This is a genomic window from Streptococcus bovismuti (genome assembly GCF_042436615.2).
Classification (GTDB): domain Bacteria; phylum Bacillota; class Bacilli; order Lactobacillales; family Streptococcaceae; genus Streptococcus.
The window spans coordinates 143,152-161,821 of record NZ_JBHMFR020000002.1; the positions used below are offsets into that span (position 1 = coordinate 143,152).

The following is an 18,670-nucleotide window of genomic DNA, read 5'->3' on the forward strand; positions in this document are numbered from 1 at the left end:
TAGTAATTTTCTATGAATGAATAATATTTTTTTTCATTCAATAATTTCCAAAAAATAAAGAAAAGATTTCTTTATTTCAGTATTCCTTTAATGAAGTTGGTTGCTAGTATTTCTACAGTTTTGCTAATATCTGGAAAATCATTTTCTGTGATATGCATATCCATGTAGTAAAATAGGTTGTAAACCTGTAAAATATCTTGAATTTTTTCTGGAGAATGACCTTCAGCCTGCAAACGATGAGTAAAAGTTTTTACGAGAAATTGATGAAATGGATTCGCGACTTTCCCTTCTTCTGAAGAATAGTAACTGTGTAACTCATCTGCAATAGCAGGATTATACCATTCAGCAAGAATTTTATTGGAAGAAATGAGAGTTCTGGACTGAGCAAAGAGTTGACTAATAAGACCAATCATATCAATTTCCCAATCCAGTTCTTCGATCATAGTTTGGCGAACACGATTGTTTTCATCAATATAGATATCTAAAAAAATAGCTTCTTTACTTTCATAATAGTTATAAAAAGATCCGACTGCCATATGAGCTTGTCTAGCAATTTCTGAAATTCCTGTCGCCTTGTATCCTTTTTTTGAAAAAACTTCATAAGCTGCGGATTTCAAAGCCTGTTTTTTGTCCAATTTGATTCACCTCTTTTCTGAATGAATATTAAATCTTGTTCATTCATATCTTAACAAATCTTTTTCAGATTGTCAATCTGAAAGCTAGAACTTTTTACGGATACCACTCGATAAGGAGCTTTTCAATGTTAGAAGAGTATAGAGTGTCGTTTTAACTACACTCAAGGTTTGGAAGAATAGATATAAATTTTGGTTAAGGGGATGGATAAAAGAACTGAAATGAAGGTTGAAAAAATTAAAAATAAAAGGGTAGGGCTGGCACAATGTATGAAAATAAGGTATGATATCAATGGGGTTATTCGCTATTTGTTTTTGAGCTGTTGTGACAAGGAAATGTCAAAAAAGTATTAGATACTAAGCCCTCTATTTATAATAAAGGATTTAAGACTCCTAGAATTAGCAAAGGAGAATCAGATGCACAAGATTTTATTAGTAGAAGATGATCAGGTCATTCGTCAACAGGTCGGGAAAATGCTCTCTGAATGGGGATTTGAAGTGGTTCTGGTAGAAGACTTTATGGAAGTGTTGAGTCTATTTGTCCAGTCGGAGCCTCATCTGGTTCTCATGGATATTGGCTTGCCCTTGTTTAATGGCTATCACTGGTGTCAGGAAATCCGCAAGATTTCCAAGGTACCTATCATGTTTCTGTCTTCGAGAGACCAGGCTATGGATATCGTTATGGCAATCAATATGGGAGCAGATGACTTTGTGACCAAGCCTTTTGACCAACAGGTTCTTTTAGCTAAGGTTCAAGGATTGTTGCGCCGTTCCTATGAGTTCGGGCGTGACGAGAGTTTACTGGAATATGCTGGTGTTATCCTCAATACCAAATCAATGGATGTACATTATCAAGGGCAAGTCTTGAACTTGACCAAGAACGAATTCCAGATTTTACGCGTGTTGTTTGAGCATGCAGGTAATATCGTAGCGCGTGACGACCTGATGCGAGAACTTTGGAACAGTGACTTTTTCATTGATGATAATACTCTCTCTGTCAATGTGGCTCGTTTGCGTAAAAAGTTGGAAGAGCAGGGCTTGATTGGATTTATCGAGACCAAGAAAGGAATAGGGTACGGATTAAAGCATGCTTGATTGGAAACAATTTTTTCTAGCCTATCTGCGCTCCCGTAGTCGTCTGTTTGTCTATCTGCTTGCTTTAGCATTTCTAGTTTTGCTTTTTCAGTTTTTATTTGCCAGTTTGGGAATTTACTTTCTCTACTTTTTCCTCTTGTGTTGCTTTGTAACCATTTTATTTTTCGCTTGGGACATATTGGTAGAAATGCAGGTATATCGTCAGGAAATTCTCTATGGGGAGAGGGAAGCTCAGTCTCCTTTGGAAAGAGTTTTAGCAGAAAAATTAGAAGCGCGTGAGATGGAACTTTATCAGCAGAGATCAGATTCAGAAAGAAAACTGACGGATTTACTGGATTACTATACCTTGTGGGTCCATCAGATTAAGACCCCCATTGCAGCCAGTCAACTCTTAGTTGCAGAAGTAGCCGACCGCCAACTGAAGCAGCAATTAGAACAGGAAATTTTCAAGATTGATTCCTATACCAATCTAGTTTTACAGTACCTGCGTTTAGAAAGTTTCCATGATGATTTGGTCTTGAAGCAGGTGCAAATTGAGGACTTGGTCAAGGAAATAATTCGTAAATATGCTCTTTTCTTTATTCAAAAAGGCCTAAATGTCAACCTATATGACCTTGATAAAGAAATTGTGACGGATAAGAAGTGGTTATTAGTGGTCATTGAACAAATTATCTCAAATAGTCTCAAGTACACCAAGGAAGGTGGTCTGGAGATTTATATGGAAGGCCAGGAACTCTGTATCAAGGATACGGGAATCGGGATAAAAAACAGTGATGTCCTCCGAGTCTTTGAACGTGGCTTCTCAGGATATAATGGACGCCTAACTCAGCAGTCATCTGGACTTGGCCTCTATCTATCTAAGAAAATTTCTGAAGAACTGGGGCACCAGATTCGTATCGAGTCTGAGGTTGGAAAAGGAACGATAGTGCGGATTCAGTTTGCTCAAGTAAACTTAGTCCTTGAGTGAGAAGAGACAATGAGTTTTTACCCAATCTCTTTTTGCTATATTTCAGGATATTTGAAGACTGTTTTTTACAAAACCAATAATAGAATTTTTAATACGGAATATAGTATAAATACTGGTTCAAAGTGAAGTTTTGTATGCTTTATACTTTTGTTGAGTATAAAATCTATAAACTAAGGGTGAATTACAAAAATTAATTTGAGATGAAGTGAATTGTAGACTTGGGAAATGTCTCCTATTCGATTTCAGAATGAATCGTTGATACAGGATTAAAAGAACTGCAGCTTTCTTTTTATTTTGAATGAGATAGGTGTATATAGATTTATGTAACTGGTGTAGAACTGTTTCCAAGAATTTATTGAATGTATCGAATACACACATTCTATTGATTTTGAACCAGTTTTTAATTTCTAAATATTATAATAGTTTTATCAAGTAAAAGGAGACTGCCATGATTGGAGACAATATAAAATTCTTACGAAAATCACATAATCTGATATAACCAGAATTTTCACGGATTGTGGGTGTGTCACGAAATAGCCTAAATCGTTAGAAAAACTGAAAAAGCTTACTTTCAATAGAAGTATTGGAAATATTCATTTTACATCTATCAAAGAAACATGGGATAGACCTATATTTTACAAAATAGCAAATTATATTTTGAATGATAGTAAAAACTGCAGTACTTGTGTGATTTACAATTATTGCACTCAATGTCCGAGTATCGGACTATCTGAAATAGGGAATAGTAGAGATTGTTCTGCGATATGTAAAAAAACGCATTAGCAAGGAGTATCGTATATGCTACCATATCTTAAAACTATTAGATGGTATCTCTTCTTTAATTTTCTTTTTGGTGTAGTATCGAATATCTGCACAGCTTTGTTACCGTATTTCACGCAGGCATTAATCAAAGGGGATTATCAAGTAGCTCTATATGGTTACTCTATGTCAGTGGCTGGCTATTTGAGTTGTAACTATATCCAAATGATACTTGATTGGAAGCAGGGGATTATCTTTTCGACTACTTTGAAAAATGAGTGGTTTCGTTCACTTCTGGGACTCAGTCACCACGATTTCAAGCAGAAAACAGTAGCAGAGTATATTTCCTATCAATCTAATGACCTAGATTCGTTGGAAAAGGATTACCTTCCTCCATTGATGAGTTTTATCAAACAAATTTTACGTATCATCATTTACGCTTTCATTATTAGCAGAACAATTAATCCTATTGTATCACTGATTTTAATCTTTTCTACTGGAATTAGTATTCAAATTCCTAAAATCGTTGGGAAGTTGACCGCTAATCGTAGACAGGTTTACTTGAAAAAACAAGGAGATTACTATCGAACTTTGGAGGATTTGCTCATGGGACATCATTTGGTAAATAAACTAACTATGTCGCATTTTTTGAATCAACAAAAGAGTTCTCTAAAGAATTTGCAGGATAAGTATTTTAAGTATGGTTTGACAAAAATTACAGGCATCTTATTGACAGGTGTTTCTTTTGAATTCATTAGTCTTGTTCTGTTTATTTATTTAGCCTACTCTCTATCTCACCAGCAACTCGGTATTCCTGAGGTGGTGGCGAGTTTCGGATATATTAATGCTTTTTCTGAACCAATACAGGAAATCCTTTATGATTTACAAATGTTAGAGTCCGTAAAGCCTGTAATCAAGAGTTTTCAAAACATTGTTGGGAGACCCGTTTCAGTTCAAGCACCTCAACATTCTTTTGATACGATTACTTTGAAAAACATTTCCAAACAACTGGGAGAATCAAAATTGATAATTACTTCCGCTACGATTCAAAAAGGGGATAAAATTGCGCTTATTGGTAAGAATGGGTCTGGAAAAAGTAGTCTTCTCAACATTTTAAATGGAACAGATGAAGATTTTGAAGGACAAATTGTGCTAGATGGGCTTGTTTTGGACCATCTTTGGGGAAGATTCGGTATGATTCTGCAACAAGAACATACATTTATTTCGAGTTATGAAAATAATGTAACGCTATTCAATAGTTTCAATGAAAAATTCAGAGAAGAAGATTTTGAAAAAATTCCACCACAATCCCTGTCAGGTGGTCAGCAACAACGAATGTATTTAAATCGTGAGAAAAATCGTAAAAATCCATTGCTTATCCTAGACGAACCTTTCTCTGCCTTGGATACTAATCAGTTTAAAATGGAATTGGAAAGAGTTCTGGAACTACCAAGTGCCGTCATTGTTACTTTACATCGCCAAAACGAATTATTAAGTAAGTTTGACCAAGTTTGGGAAATTAAGAATGGAGAACTTGTAATTTTGAAATAGCTAAATTATAAAGAATAAAACGCATAGTATCAAGGTTCAGGAGATACCGTTTTTCCTTCTTCGGATAAGGAAACAAAAATTTCTTGCTTCATCTATCTATTCAATTGATAGATTTCTTCGAAGAAAGACTGTAAAATTTTTGATATAATGTTAAGGATGGACTGACGGATATTTAAAGGATAATTTTCAAAAGAATAACAGGTGAGAAGAAAAATATGTAAGATTGGACAGAAGTCTCTCTACCATCATCCATGCAGAAACAAAATTATACGAAATAAAAGGAGTAACCAATGACTGGAAACTATTCAACACGTGAATACCGTGAGAAATTATATGATGATCTTCATGTTCGATTAAGAGATACAGTGATTTTGATGTGTGCGATTTTTATTGCCTCTATTGGCCTAAATATGAATTCAACAGCTGTCATTATTGGAGCCATGCTGATTTCCCCTCTTATGACACCGATTGTTGGACTGGGGTTTGGTGATGGAGATCATGTCCTATCTTCACTTTGATTATTGGAAAAAAACGGCTCGGTCAGGAGCTAGTATGAATAAGGAGAACAAATGAAACGTTTAAAAATGTTATGGCATATTATGCAGGTTACGGGTTTTACTCGGTTTGCTCTGAGTTTTGTGACCTTTGTTTTTGGGTCAGGAGGCGTGCTTTTCCTAGTTGAACCTGCTATCACAAATTACGGAGACGGTCTTTGGTATGCTTTTGTGACTTCGACGACTGTCGGCTACGGGGATCTCCTAGCTGTGACCTTGATTGGAAGGATTACCAGTGTCTTCTTGACGATTTATGGGCTCATATTTTTTGGCTGTTTATCAGCTGTTATTTTTAATTATTATACCAATTTAAATAAGGAAAGAGGAGAGGACAAATGACTGCCAATTATTCAACACGGGAATACCGTGAGAAATTATACGATGACCTTCATGTTCGATTGAGAGATACAGCGATTTTGATGTGTGCAATTTTTATTGCCTCTATCGGACTAAATATGAATTCAACAGCTGTCATTATAGGAGCCATGTTGATTTCACCTCTCATGACACCGATTGTTGGACTGGGATTCGGTTTAGCTATTTTTGATACGCGTTTAATCAAGCAATCTCTAGAGGTTTTATTGACTCAAGTGTTGGTCAGTTTGCTTGTCTCGACTCTGTATTTCTGGATTTCTCCCTTGTCTTATGCAAGTAGCGAGTTGATTGCACGAACCTCTCCAACCATTTGGGATGTCCTCATTGCTATTGCTGGTGGGATTGCTGGTGTGATCGGTTCAAGGAAAAAAGAAGCAAACAATATCGTGCCAGGAGTAGCCATTGCTACAGCTCTGATGCCGCCTATCTGTACTGCTGGCTATGGTTTAGCTAATGGGAATGTACGATTTTTATTGGGGGCTCTCTATCTTTTCTTGATCAACTGTGTCTTTATCATGCTAGCCAACATTGTTGGAACAAGAATTTTGATGAGAAAATCTCCTTTAACTTCATTTAAAGAGCTGAGCATTAAAATGAGAATTGGCTTGATATCTTTGATTGTATTGTTGATTCTTCCAGCTAGCTATTCGGCAGTTACTCTGACAATAGAACAAGCGCGCAAAGAAGGGATCAAACAGTTTGTAGGAAAAGAGTTCGCCAATTATACGGTTATTAATCAAGTCTACAAGTCAAGTAACAATGAATTGGTCTTGACGGTTGTTGGAGATCCGATTTCAGAAGAAGAATTAGAAACACTCCACCAAAAACAAGCCTCTTACGGTATTCAATCTGTTCAATTGAAAGTGAATCAAGTTCAGAACTCGCCAACATTAGATAGTGAAGCGACCAAGGAATTTTATGAAAACATTGACAAGTATATTGATCAAAAACTCTCTGAAAAAGATTCACAAAAAGATCTCGTAAAAGAAAATGAAGCAGACAAGGATTGAGGATATTGACCTTATCTAACTCATGAAAGCAAATCTTGTGTGGTGGTTTGGTCAATCACTACTAGCTCGGATTAAATAATACTCTTCGAAAATCAAATTCAAACCACGTCAGCGTCGCCTTACCGTACTCAAGTACAGCTTGCGGCTAGCTTCCTAGTTTGCTTTTTGATTTTCATTGAGTAAAAATATAAAAAGCAACAGCTGAAATAGTTGTTGCTTTTTAGGTAGCTAGGATTTTATCTCTTATTTCTCAACGCGTGATTTGTTGGCGATATCAGCTAGGATAGCTTGAACAAAGTCATCAACTGAGACAGTTTGTGTTTCTTTTTGTCCGTAGCGACGAACGTTGACTGTTCCGTCTTCCATTTCCTTGTCCCCAACGATCAATTGGTAAGGAATCTTGCTTGTTTGTGACGCACGGATCTTGAACTGCATTTTTTCATTGCGCTCATCTACATCTGCACGAACACCACGGTCACGGAGTTTCTTAGCCACTTCCCAAGCGTAGTCCACGTGTTTTTCGTTAGATACTGGGATGAGGGTTACTTGGTGTGGTGCAAGCCATGTTGGGAAGGCACCCTTGTAGTTCTCAATCAAGATAGCTGTAAAGCGCTCCATAGTAGAGATTACACCACGGTGGATCATAACTGGACGGTGTTCCTCACCATCAGCTCCGATGTATTTAAGGTCGAAGCGTTCTGGAAGCAAGAAGTCAAGTTGGATAGTAGAAAGGGTTTCTTCTTTTCCAAGGGCTGTCTTAACTTGAATATCCAATTTTGGTCCGTAGAAGGCTGCTTCACCTTCGGCTTCAAAGTAGTCCACGCCCATTTCATCAAGGGCTGCACGAAGCATGGTTTGAGCATTTTCCCACATCTCATCGTTGTCAAAGTACTTATGAGTATCTTGAGGGTCACGAAGAGAGAGACGGAAGCGGTATTCAGTCAAGTTGAAGTCTTCATAAACATCGATAATCAACTGAAGAGCACGTTGGAATTCTTCTTGGATTTGTTCTGGAGTCACAAAGAGGTGACCGTCGTTGAGAGACATTTCACGCACACGTTGAAGACCAGTAAGGGAGCCAGATTTTTCGTAGCGGTGCATCATACCGATTTCAGCGATACGGATTGGCAACTCACGGTAAGAGTGAACATGATGTTTGAAGACTTGGATGTGGTGCGGACAGTTCATTGGACGAAGGACAAATTCTTCCCCGTCACCCATGTCCATAGTTGGGAACATGTCTTCTTGGTAATGATCCCAGTGACCAGAAGTCTTGTAAAGCTCAACAGAAGCAAGTGGTGGAGTGTAGACGTGTTGGTAGCCTGAAGCTAGCTCTTTGTCAACGATGTAGCGTTCCAACTCACGACGAATAGTCGCACCATTTGGCAACCAGAATGGCAAACCTTGACCAACCTCTTGAGAAATCATGAAGAGGTCAAGCTCTTTACCAAGTTTACGGTGGTCACGTTCCTTGGCTTCTTCACGCATTTGAAGGTAGTTCTTCAAGTCTTTTTTGTCAAACCAAGCTGTACCATAGATACGTTGCATCATAGCGTTGTCGCTATTTCCACGCCAGTAAGCACCTGCTACATGGAGAAGGTGGAAGATTTGGATACGACCTGTTGAAGGGACGTGTGGGCCACGGCAAAGGTCTACATATTCACCCTGACGGTAGATGGTCAAACCACCTTCGTCTTCTGAGTGTTCTTCAATCAATTCCAACTTGTAAGGGTCATTTTTGAAGATTTCACGTGCCTCGTCTTTAGTAACTTCTTCACGGATTGATGGGAAGTTTTCTTTGACAATTTTTTGCATTTCTTCTTCGATACGAGGAAGGTCTTCGTTAGAGATTTGACCAGCTGTGTTGTCAGTATCGTAGTAGAAACCATCTTCGATAGCTGGACCAACCCCCAAGTGAATGTCTGGGAAAAGACGACGAGCTGCTTGGGCGAACAAGTGAGCAGCTGAGTGACGCAAGATTGGAAGGGCATCTTCGTGATCAGGTGTCACGATTTCGATGCTTCCATCTTCAGTGATAGCACGAGTAGTGTCGATGAGTTTGCCGTTGAATTTACCAGCCAAGGCCTTTTTAGCTAGGGAATTGCTGATAGATTGGGCAATTTCAAAAGTTGTAACGCCAGATTCGAATTCACGAACAGCGCCATCTGGGAAAGTAATGTTAATCATGATGTTCTCCTTACTTATATTATTGACGAATGTGTTAACCCTATTCTGAAAACAGGGACAGAGGATTGTGAAAGCTAGAAAAACAAAAAGCGACATCCTCGAAAGGACGTCGCAACGTGGTTCCACCTTCATTTATGTTCCTCAAAAAAGAGGGACACCTCTGATTGGCTCTAACGTGGCCACCGTTTTATGTTTTCATAAAAAACGCAAGAGTAGTGTCAGTTTAGGCTTCCTATGCGTTTCCAGCAACCACGCACTCTCTGGTAGAAAGGGACTAAGTGACTTGTCTCTATGGATTATTATAGCATGATTGTGAGATTTTTCAAGGATTTTGTGAAAGTTTTTGTTTTTCATTTTTGTAGAATATGCTTGATGACAATACCGGAAGCCATGCCCATCAGAGCCAAGGTTTCATAGATTAGTAAGTAAATTAGTATAAACTCACCAAAAGTTATGATAGTAAAGCAAAAGAGCAGTCCGTTACCAATTAACCACCAAAGTGAGAAACGGAAACGGTAGCTATAGAGTAACGATATAATCAAGATTACCAGAGGTGTAAAGAAGAGAATATTATTTACGTAGAGACTCTTGAGCAAAAGGGGGTCAGAAATGATTAGTGATAACAACTCATAAAGTGGCCAATAAAAGAAAAATATGACCAGATAGTAGGGGAGATGGGAATAGAATCTAGGCATGACAATTACCTCGTTTAAAAACAGATAACTTAGATCTCTTGCTATAATTATTATAGCATGTTTAAAACAAGAAAGTAAATCTGTTGACAAAGAAGTTAGTTATTGGTAGAATAGGGATTGTCGTAAAGACAAATAACTTCTTCTTGGTTACAGGCATGCCAACCTGTCACTCGGATGAAGCCAAATAAAAAGGAGAAACATCATGGCAATCTCAAAAGAGAAAAAAAATGAAATCATCGCACAATATGCACGTCACGAAGGTGATACAGGTTCAGTAGAGGTTCAAGTTGCTGTCCTTACTTGGGAAATCAACCACCTTAACGAACACATCAAACAACACAAAAAAGACCACGCTACTTACCGTGGATTGATGAAGAAAATCGGTCGCCGTCGTAACTTGCTTGCATACTTGCGTAAAAACGACGTTAACCGTTACCGTGAGTTGATCAACTCTCTAGGACTTCGTCGCTAATCTGCTTTATTTTCCACTTACATTGCGTTGTCACCTTACCTCGATATACTCAAGTATTATCTTCGGTTACGGTTCCTAGCACTGTAAGGTAAAATAAACCAGAATGATCTCCCTTCGGGGAGATTTTTTTGTTTCACTGAAAGTTTCGTACATTCTTCTTCTCGCCGTCTAGTCTATAAACGGTTTATCCAGCAAGAATCATGATGCTAAGGGCGTAAGAAATCCGTATGAAAATAGGGAAATGACACAGTGTTCGATGAACACAAGGAGTTTCATCTTTTTCACTAGGATTTTAGCCCGGGCTCAAATCAGCTCTCGGACTTCAGAGGGCTCTTTTATTGAGGTTTTATCGGTCACAATTTTGGAGACTACAAAAACCTCAAATGGTATCAGCTAATTACACCATAAAGGTGCGCAGCTACTCGAAGAGCCCACACTTTACGAAGTAAAGTATAGTATGTTATACTTTACATGAAAGTAGTCACCGAATTCCAGTTAGAAATTACTTTGTAACTACGTTTTGAGGAGGAGTAAAATGCTTTCCTATGTTCGACATTACCCACTAGCGATAGCTAAATTAATGTGTCTGTGCTCTCCTAAAATCTGCTGATTTATTACTGACTAATACAGGAGGTTTTTTATGGGACAGACAATCATATCTGCTATTGGTGTTTATATTTCCACCAGTATCGATTATTTAATTATTTTATTTATTTTATTTGCACAGCTATCACAGAATAAACAAAAATGGCATATTTATGCGGGGCAATATCTAGGCACAGGCTTACTTGTAGGGGCGAGTTTAGTTGCTGCTTATGTCGTTAATTTCGTGCCTGAAGAATGGATGGTTGGATTGCTTGGTTTAATCCCTATCTATTTAGGGATTCGCTTTGCAATTGTTGGAGAAGGTGAGGAAGAAGAGGAAGAAGAGGAAGAAATTATTGAAAGATTAGAACAAAGCAAGGCAAATCAACTGTTTTGGACAGTTACATTGCTAACAATTGCGTCTGGCGGAGATAATTTAGGTATCTATATACCTTATTTTGCTTCGTTAGATTGGTCACAGACCCTCGTGGCCTTGCTTGTGTTTGTAATCGGCATAATTATCTTATGCGAGATTAGTCGGGTGTTATCCTCTATTCCGTTAATATTCGAGACAATTGAAAAATACGAGCGAATCATTGTGCCCTTAGTATTCATTGTACTTGGACTATACATCATGTATGAAAATGGCACGATAGAGACTTTTCTGATCGTGTAGATTTTTTTGTTTCACTAGGATTTTAGCCCGGGCTCAAATCAGCTCTCTGATTTTCAGAGGGCTTTTTGCGTAGGCACCTTACCTCGATATACTCAAGTATTATCTTTGGTTACGGTTCCTAGCACTGTATGGAAAAACCAACCATAATTTTTCTGATTTTAATTGTATTTTTTCCATAGCTTGTTACACAGTTGAAAATATGGTATACTTTTCATGAGAATTTTCTAAATTTTTAATATTCTATCAAAGGAGGTTTGCATGCTTTCCAAATTTTCTGGAAGCCGACAAGACCAGCAATTTGTGTTACTTTTAGGTATTTTGCTAGGTGTTTTAGGGATTTCTCTCTTTCTAGCAGTTTCTATGGGATCTGTTGCGATTGATCTAGGAGCTACCTATCGGATTATTTTGAGCAGGTTGGGATTTCCTCTTGAGATAGGAGAGGTTTCCAAGTCTACTCTTGCCATTGTATGGAACATGAGATTCCCTCGAGTATTGTTAGGTCTGATAGTGGGGGCTGGTCTTTCTATGTGTGGTAGCGTGATGCAGTCTACAGTGAACAATCCCATCGCAGAGCCTTATGTCTTAGGAATATCTGCGGGTGCAACTCTAGGGGCAACCTTGAGCATCATTCTTGGTTTAAAAGTGATGATTAGCCTTGGAGCTTTTCTTGGAGCTATTTTGGCAACAATTGCTGTCCTCATCATTGCCTCTATGCAGGGAAGGATGACGACTTCTAGTCTGATTTTATCAGGAACGGTGGTCAATGCTCTCTTTCTGGCTTTTTCAAACTTTATTATCTCAGTTGGTGCTAATGCGGACAGTGTGATGACCATTAAGTTTTGGACCATGGGCTCGCTTGCTGGGACTACCTGGGCAGACTTGGTCCTGCCAACTATAATAGTAGGAATGGCCTTTCTATTTTTCTCTACTCAGTATCGTGTTTTCAATGCGATGATGATGGGAGATGAGGCTGCTTTAACTTTGGGGATTCCCTTACGCTTTTATTGGTATCTTTATGTGACCATGGTGGCTGTGCTGACAGCAGTCTTAGTGGCAACCTGTGGGATTATTGGATTTGTCGGTCTGATTACTCCACATTTAGCTCGAGGGTTAGTAGGAACGAATTACAAGAGGCTTTTTCCTGTTGCAACCTTGATGGGTTCCCTCTTTGTCATCTGGGCAGACGTACTCTCTCGTATCATCATTCCAAACGCAGAGCTTCCTATTGGTATTTTCACAGCCTTAGTAGGTGCTCCCTTCTTTATCTATATTGTTGGAGGTAGGCGAAGGGAGGTGAGGGTCTGATATGGACTTGATTTGTCAGGATATCCATTTTGGACTAGGAGAGAAAAAAATCCTCAAAGGAGTCTCTCTTAAGGTTGAGGGGAATCAATTTCACACGATATTAGGACCAAATGGAAGCGGAAAAACCAGCTTGCTTAAACTCCTCTATCGTCAGGAAAAGGCGGACAAAGGCTTGATAAGCCTAGATGGAAAGCCGCTGGATCATTGGTCACTCAAAGAAACAGCCAAGCAAATGGCAGTTGTGACCCAGTTTAACCAACTGCAGTTTGATTGTACAGTTGAAGAAATCGTCTTGCTGGGAAGAACTCCCCACCTCTCTTTTTTACAGAAGGAAAGGGAAAGGGATTTTACTCTCGTTCAAGATGCCCTCGTTAAGGTGGATATGCTCGAGAAGAAAACTCGTCTCTATTCGTCTCTGTCAGGGGGAGAGAAACAGCGAGTTTTGTTAGCCCGAGCCTTGGCGCAAGAACCGACTCTCTTGCTCCTGGACGAACCAACCAATCACTTGGATATCAAGTATCAGCTAGACTTGTTGACCATTGTGAAGAATCTCAAGGTCAATGTTCTAGCTGTCCTACATGATATTCAACTTGCTTGTCGCTATTCGGATTATCTCTATCTGATGAAAGAGGGAGAAATCCTTTACCAAGGGACTCCAAAGGAGACCATCACCCCTGAGTCATTGCAAACTGTATACGGAGTTCAAAGTCAGGTGACTTGGACCGAGGATCAGCAAGCTATGATTCACTATTTATAAGAATGAAAAGGAAAACAAGATGAAAAAAACACTAAGCATTTTACTCGTAACAGTAGCTACCCTAACTATGGCAGCTTGTGGCAACACTAGTACAGAAAAAGCTACCACACAATCTAGCACAGAGACAAGTCAAAAGGCTAACGCAGAGACGACTTATCCACTAACGGTCAAAACCTATGACGCGAAAGGGAATGAAGTCGAACAAGTCTTTGACAAGGCACCTGAAAAAGTTATCACTAACAATCTTTCAACCACTGAAATCTTATTGGAGTTGGGGTTGAAGGATAAAATTGCTGGCATGCTTAATCCTGATAATGCTGTGACGGACAAATACAAGGACGCGATTGCGACGATTCCTCAAATTGGAGATAAAAAAACAGTCTCACAAGAAACAGTCCTTTCTTATGAGCCAGACGCTGTGATGGGGCGAAACATGATGTTTTCTGAAAAATCCTTGGGGACAGTTAGCACTTGGAATGAAAACAAAATCCCAGTTTATACTCAAAAAGCTTCTCTCTCAACGATTCAGCAAGATTTGGGGAATATCGTAGAAGATGTCAAAAATCTTGGAATGATTTTTAATGTTCAGGACAAGGCCAATGAATACGCAGCCCAATTACAAACTAAAATTGACGCTGTTAAGAAAGCAAATCCAGCAAGCCAAGGTGAAAAGAAAAAGGCTTTGATTATGGTTGCTTATAATGATGAAACCTTCGGTGCCTACAAGTCTGCTTTGCAAGAAAGTTTGCTGAACCAACTTGGTTATACAAACGTTGCTACGGGGACATCAGGCTTGACCTTGGAAAATCTCGTGTCAATGGATCCTGAATTGATTATCTATGTAACCAGCGATCGTAATAAAAAATTGGATGAAAAAGCAGTAGAGTTGATGAAGGCAAATGCTGTTTTGGAAAGCGTTCCTGCTATTAAGAATCAAAAAATCATGACCATCTCTTACGATGAATTGATGGACTATGGTCCAGCAGTGATTGATTCCCTTGAGAAAATCAATGACTTTATCAATAAATAATGAGTTTGATTGGGAAGGAATTCAAGTCAAAATCAGCCTTCCTTCTAACTACGACCCCAATCAAACCTATCCGGCTATTTTATTGAATGATGGAAACTTGGATTTTCTATCGTCCCTTTCAGAATCTGTGATTTTAGTGGGCTTGACTTCTAAAAATCGCCTAGACGACTACACGCCCTGGAAGACATCTGCTCTGAGAGATGGAGCTCAAGATTTTGGCGGTCAGGCAACTGCCTATCATGATCATTTATTTGGAGATCTTTTAGATAAGTTGCAGTCGCTTTATCGCCTGGACGAAACTCGCCTTGCTTATGGAGGGTATTCACTAGGTGGTTTGGCGGCAGTCTACAGTCTTTTCAGCTTTGACAAGGTTTCCTGTGTCTTCTCCATCTGTGGTTCCTTTTGGTATCCTGATTTTGTGACTTACTGTAGGGAAGAAAAGGTGAAAAATTTGGACTGTTTGCTGTATTTACAGAATGGGCAAACAGAAGGAGCCAATCATAGCAATCGTTTGGTTCAAGCACCGGTATATGCTGAACAGATCCATACCAGTCTTCAGAAATGCTATCCGAATGGCCAGTTTGTCTTTGACCTCTATGGGCATCATGAGCAAGTGGCTGAGCGATTTTTAGCCTTTTCTAGCTGGTTGGCCCAAAAATGGAAAATCAAATAAAAGAATTATCCCTTGGCTTTTGCCAAGGGATTGTTGTATTTTTTAACCAAGAGCCTCTCTTTTCTTATCTGGATTCCAGACGAAGCTTGCGATAAAGCTAAAGATGATGGTTAGGATAGCGAGGATAATGGCAAGGATGAGGGCAGGGATGCGGATAAACCACCAGAGTGGGTTCGGTTTTTTATTATTGTGCCATTGTTTGGTTTCTTCGTCCAAACGTTGGAATTCTGCTTGGATTCGATTGGCGACTGTTTCAATGCCTTCATCATTCATTTTCTTGATATCTGAGATATCAATTGGATTTCCAAAGTTCATATCGACACGTTCACGGCTAACCAAGCCCTTCAAAGTCATAGGACCTGTGTAGGTAACCGGCATGATACGGACCTTGGCCATTTTGGCAATCAGAGCTACGCCACCCTTGACATCGTTTGAGTGTCGGCTTCCACTTGGAAACATGATGAGAGAGCGGTCACTTTTTTTGAGAACATTGATAGGATATTTGATGGCTGAGGCGCTAGGATTTTCACGGTCGATAGGAAAGGCACCACACATACGAATCCACCAGCCAAAGATACGGTTGGTAAAGAGCTCTTTTTTGGCCATAAAGATAAATTGTTTTGGTTTGGTCGCAAAGGCCATATAAACTGGATCCCACCAGGTGCGGTGAGGTGCAACCAAAATATAATTTTCATCTTGATTAGGAATTTTATCAGTATTATGATAATGGGCATTGCCATTGATGGACCATAGGAGCAATACAACCAATCCACGTAAATAAGTATAAAACATGCGATCTCCTTCGATTATTTTCTTGTTATTATTATACCTTATCAAAGGAGGGCTGGCAAACTTTTCCCTTGACTAGGTTCGTATTTGGGATGAGATTAGAATTCTTTTAGAAAAAATGATATGATAGAATTCATGGATAAAAATAAGATTATGGGATTAACCCAAAGAGAAGTCGAGGAAAGACAGGCTAAGGGCTTGGTCAATGATTTTACCGCATCGGCTAGTACAAGCACTTGGCAAATCGTTAAACGAAATGTCTTTACCCTTTTTAATGCTTTGAACTTTGCCATTGCTTTGGCACTAGCCTTTGTGCAGGCTTGGAGCAATCTGGTCTTCTTTGCCGTTATCTGCTTTAACGCTTTTTCTGGGATTGTGACTGAGCTGCGGGCCAAACACATGGTGGACAAGCTCAATCTCATGACTAAGGAAAAGGTTAAAACCATTCGTGATGGCCAGGAAGTAGCTCTGAATCCTGAAGAATTGGTTTTAGGAGACGTCATTCGTTTGTCTGCTGGGGAGCAGATTCCTAGTGATGCCTTGGTTCTAGAAGGTTTTGCGGAAGTCAATGAAGCCATGTTGACCGGTGAGAGTGATTTGGTGCAAAAGGAAGTTGACGCCTTGCTTTTGTCTGGAAGTTTCCTAGCCAGTGGGTCAGTTTTGGCTCAAGTCCACCATGTCGGGGCAGACAACTATGCTGCTAAACTCATGCTGGAAGCCAAGACCGTTAAACCGATCAACTCACGTATCATGAAATCGCTGGACAGGTTAGCTGGTTTTACTGGGAAGATTATCATTCCTTTTGGTCTAGCTCTCTTGCTAGAAGCCTTGCTTTTAAAAGGCCTGCCTCTTAAGTCATCTGTTGTAAATTCGTCGACAGCCCTTTTGGGGATGTTGCCCAAGGGAATCGCCCTTTTGACCATCACTTCGCTTTTGACTGCGGTTATTAAGCTGGGCTTGAAAAAGGTCTTGGTACAGGAGATGTACTCTGTTGAGACCTTGGCGCGCGTGGATATGCTCTGTCTGGACAAGACGGGCACCATCACCCAAGGAAAGATGCAGGTGGAGGCTGTTCTTCCACTGACGGAAACTTACGGTGAAGAGGCTATTGCCAGAATCCTGACAAGCTATATGGCCCATAGTGAGGATAAAAATCCAACAGCTCAAGCTATTCGCCAACGTTTTCAAGGCCGGGTAGCCTATCCTATGCTTTCGAATCTTCCTTTCTCAAGCGACCGCAAGTGGGGTGCTATGGAATTGGAAGGTCTGGGGACAGTTTTCTTAGGAGCGCCTGAGATGTTGCTGGACTCTGAAGTCCCAGAAGCCAGAGAGGCTTTGGAGAGAGGGTCACGTGTCTTGGTCTTAGCTCTTAGTCAGGAGAAACTGGACCACCACAAACCACAGAAACCATCTGATATTCAGGCTCTAGCCTTGCTGGAGATCTTGGATCCGATTCGAGAGGGAGCAGCAGAGACGCTGGACTATCTCCGTTCTCAGGAAGTGGGGCTCAAGATTATCTCTGGTGACAATCCAGTCACTGTATCCAGCATTGCTCAGAAGGCTGGTTTTGCGGACTACCACAGCTATGTAGATTGCTCGAAAATCACGGATGAGGAATTGGTTGCTATGGCTGAGGAGACAGCTATTTTCGGACGTGTTTCCCCTCATCAAAAGAAACTCATCATCCAAACGCTGAAAAAAGCGGGTCATACAACGGCTATGACAGGGGACGGAGTCAATGATATCTTGGCTCTTCGTGAGGCGGATTGTTCTATTGTGATGGCTGAGGGAGATCCTGCGACTCGTCAGATTGCCAATTTGGTTCTTTTGAACTCAGACTTTAATGATGTTCCTGAGATTCTCTTTGAAGGTCGTCGCGTGGTTAATAACATCGCCCATATCGCACCGATTTTCTTGATTAAGACCATCTATTCCTTCTTGTTAGCAGTCATCTGTATCGCCAGTGCTCTTCTGGGACGGTCTGAGTGGATCTTGATCTTCCCTTTCATTCCGATCCAGATTACCATGATTGACCAGTTTGTGGAAGGTTTCCCACCATTCGTTCTGACTTTTGAGCGAAATATCAAACCTGTTGAGCCAAATTTCCTCAGAAGGTCTATGCTTCGTGCCCTACCAAGTGCCCTTATGGTTGTGTTCAGCGTTCTTTTTGTGAAAATATTTGGAAGTAGCCAAGGTTGGTCTGAGTTAGAAATCTCAACTCTACTCTATTATCTCTTGGGGTCAATTGGTTTCTTATCCGTATTTAGAGCCTGCATGCCATTTACCCTATGGCGTGTCCTCTTGATTGTTTGGTCAGTAGGAGGCTTCCTAGCCACAGCTCTCTTCCCAAGGATCCAGAAACTGCTTGAAATTGCGACACTTACAGGACAAACACTCCCTGTTTATGGTGTCATGATGTTGGTCTTTACCGTGATTTTCACCCTGACTAGTCGCTATCAAGCCAGAAAATAAAGAAAGGCTGCAATCTGTGGATTGCGGTCTTTTTAGGTACAAGATTACCAGCTGAAATGTGGTATAATAAGGGGTAATAGAGTTTG

At 39.9% G+C, this 18,670-nt stretch carries 15 protein-coding genes and 3 pseudogenes; 13 read left to right on the forward strand and 5 right to left on the reverse strand.

Annotated features, from left to right (window positions below):
* Positions 1 to 71: 71 nt before the first annotated feature.
* Positions 72 to 641: a TetR/AcrR family transcriptional regulator gene (locus tag ACERDH_RS03650; protein WP_386680711.1), complete on the reverse strand. Its 570-nt coding sequence runs from the start codon at positions 639 to 641 to the stop codon at positions 72 to 74.
* A 408-nt stretch (positions 642 to 1,049) separates the two neighbouring features.
* On the opposite strand from ACERDH_RS03650, the gene ACERDH_RS03655 reads away from it, so the two are divergent.
* The 6 genes and pseudogenes from ACERDH_RS03655 to ACERDH_RS03680 all read left to right on the forward strand — a co-directional run bounded on the left by ACERDH_RS03655 (position 1,050) and on the right by ACERDH_RS03680 (position 6,943).
* Positions 1,050 to 1,727, forward strand: coding sequence for a response regulator transcription factor (locus tag ACERDH_RS03655; RefSeq protein ID WP_049551323.1), 678 nt, complete (start codon positions 1,050 to 1,052; stop codon positions 1,725 to 1,727).
* Complete coding sequence (locus ACERDH_RS03660) at positions 1,720 to 2,694, forward strand: sensor histidine kinase (protein WP_049551324.1); 975 nt, start codon at positions 1,720 to 1,722, stop codon at positions 2,692 to 2,694. Before ACERDH_RS03655 ends, ACERDH_RS03660 begins: the two co-directional genes overlap by 8 nt.
* Before the next feature lie 798 nt (positions 2,695 to 3,492).
* Positions 3,493 to 5,004, forward strand: coding sequence for an ATP-binding cassette domain-containing protein (locus ACERDH_RS03665; RefSeq protein ID WP_004242726.1), 1,512 nt, complete (start codon positions 3,493 to 3,495; stop codon positions 5,002 to 5,004).
* Positions 5,005 to 5,294: 290 nt separating this feature from the next.
* Positions 5,295 to 5,492: pseudogene (locus ACERDH_RS03670) on the forward strand (DUF389 domain-containing protein); the annotation flags it as partial.
* A gap of 81 nt (positions 5,493 to 5,573) precedes the next feature.
* Positions 5,574 to 5,897 (forward strand): potassium channel family protein, encoded by a 324-nt coding sequence (locus ACERDH_RS03675; RefSeq protein ID WP_000825751.1) that lies wholly within the window; start codon positions 5,574 to 5,576, stop codon positions 5,895 to 5,897.
* The gene (locus tag ACERDH_RS03680) at positions 5,894 to 6,943 is read left to right on the forward strand and encodes a DUF389 domain-containing protein (protein WP_049516469.1); all 1,050 of its coding nucleotides are present in this window, start codon (positions 5,894 to 5,896) and stop codon (positions 6,941 to 6,943) included. Before ACERDH_RS03675 ends, ACERDH_RS03680 begins: the two co-directional genes overlap by 4 nt.
* Before the next feature lie 243 nt (positions 6,944 to 7,186).
* On the opposite strand, the gene thrS is transcribed toward ACERDH_RS03680, so the two are convergent.
* From thrS to ACERDH_RS03695, 3 genes and pseudogenes are all read right to left on the reverse strand, one after another.
* Positions 7,187 to 9,130: a threonine--tRNA ligase gene (gene thrS, locus ACERDH_RS03685; RefSeq protein ID WP_023945494.1), complete on the reverse strand. Its 1,944-nt coding sequence runs from the start codon at positions 9,128 to 9,130 to the stop codon at positions 7,187 to 7,189.
* Between the two features lie 40 nt (positions 9,131 to 9,170).
* Positions 9,171 to 9,352, reverse strand: a pseudogene (locus ACERDH_RS03690) (hypothetical protein).
* Positions 9,353 to 9,452: 100 nt separating this feature from the next.
* Positions 9,453 to 9,825 (reverse strand): annotated as a pseudogene (locus ACERDH_RS03695) (hypothetical protein).
* 202 nt (positions 9,826 to 10,027) lie between these two features.
* Between ACERDH_RS03695 and rpsO the strand changes: the two are divergent.
* The 6 genes from rpsO to ACERDH_RS03725 all read left to right on the forward strand — a co-directional run bounded on the left by rpsO (position 10,028) and on the right by ACERDH_RS03725 (position 15,323).
* Complete coding sequence (rpsO, locus tag ACERDH_RS03700; protein WP_001018251.1) at positions 10,028 to 10,297, forward strand: 30S ribosomal protein S15; 270 nt, start codon at positions 10,028 to 10,030, stop codon at positions 10,295 to 10,297.
* A gap of 640 nt (positions 10,298 to 10,937) precedes the next feature.
* Complete coding sequence (locus tag ACERDH_RS03705; protein WP_060628622.1) at positions 10,938 to 11,558, forward strand: CadD family cadmium resistance transporter; 621 nt, start codon at positions 10,938 to 10,940, stop codon at positions 11,556 to 11,558.
* 258 nt (positions 11,559 to 11,816) lie between these two features.
* Positions 11,817 to 12,863 carry a FecCD family ABC transporter permease gene (locus ACERDH_RS03710; RefSeq protein WP_261036162.1) on the forward strand — a complete coding sequence of 349 codons (1,047 nt, stop codon included), beginning with the start codon at positions 11,817 to 11,819 and terminating at the stop codon, positions 12,861 to 12,863.
* A 1-nt stretch (position 12,864) separates the two neighbouring features.
* Positions 12,865 to 13,620, forward strand: a complete 756-nt coding sequence (locus tag ACERDH_RS03715) for an ABC transporter ATP-binding protein (protein WP_084928278.1) — start codon at positions 12,865 to 12,867, stop codon at positions 13,618 to 13,620.
* Positions 13,621 to 13,639: 19 nt separating this feature from the next.
* Positions 13,640 to 14,650, forward strand: a complete 1,011-nt coding sequence (locus ACERDH_RS03720; RefSeq protein ID WP_261034844.1) for an ABC transporter substrate-binding protein — start codon at positions 13,640 to 13,642, stop codon at positions 14,648 to 14,650.
* A complete protein-coding gene (locus tag ACERDH_RS03725) occupies positions 14,631 to 15,323 on the forward strand; it encodes an alpha/beta hydrolase-fold protein (protein ID WP_084888676.1) in 693 nt (230 codons plus the stop codon). The genes ACERDH_RS03720 and ACERDH_RS03725 overlap by 20 nt, the downstream gene beginning before the upstream one ends.
* Positions 15,324 to 15,365: 42 nt before the next feature.
* Here ACERDH_RS03725 and ACERDH_RS03730 read toward each other — a convergent pair whose 3' ends face one another.
* Positions 15,366 to 16,115: a lysophospholipid acyltransferase family protein gene (locus tag ACERDH_RS03730; RefSeq protein ID WP_247939541.1), complete on the reverse strand. Its 750-nt coding sequence runs from the start codon at positions 16,113 to 16,115 to the stop codon at positions 15,366 to 15,368.
* A 132-nt stretch (positions 16,116 to 16,247) separates the two neighbouring features.
* On the opposite strand from ACERDH_RS03730, the gene ACERDH_RS03735 reads away from it, so the two are divergent.
* Positions 16,248 to 18,584, forward strand: coding sequence for a cation-translocating P-type ATPase (locus ACERDH_RS03735; protein ID WP_386679962.1), 2,337 nt, complete (start codon positions 16,248 to 16,250; stop codon positions 18,582 to 18,584).
* Positions 18,585 to 18,670: the final 86 nt, after the last annotated feature.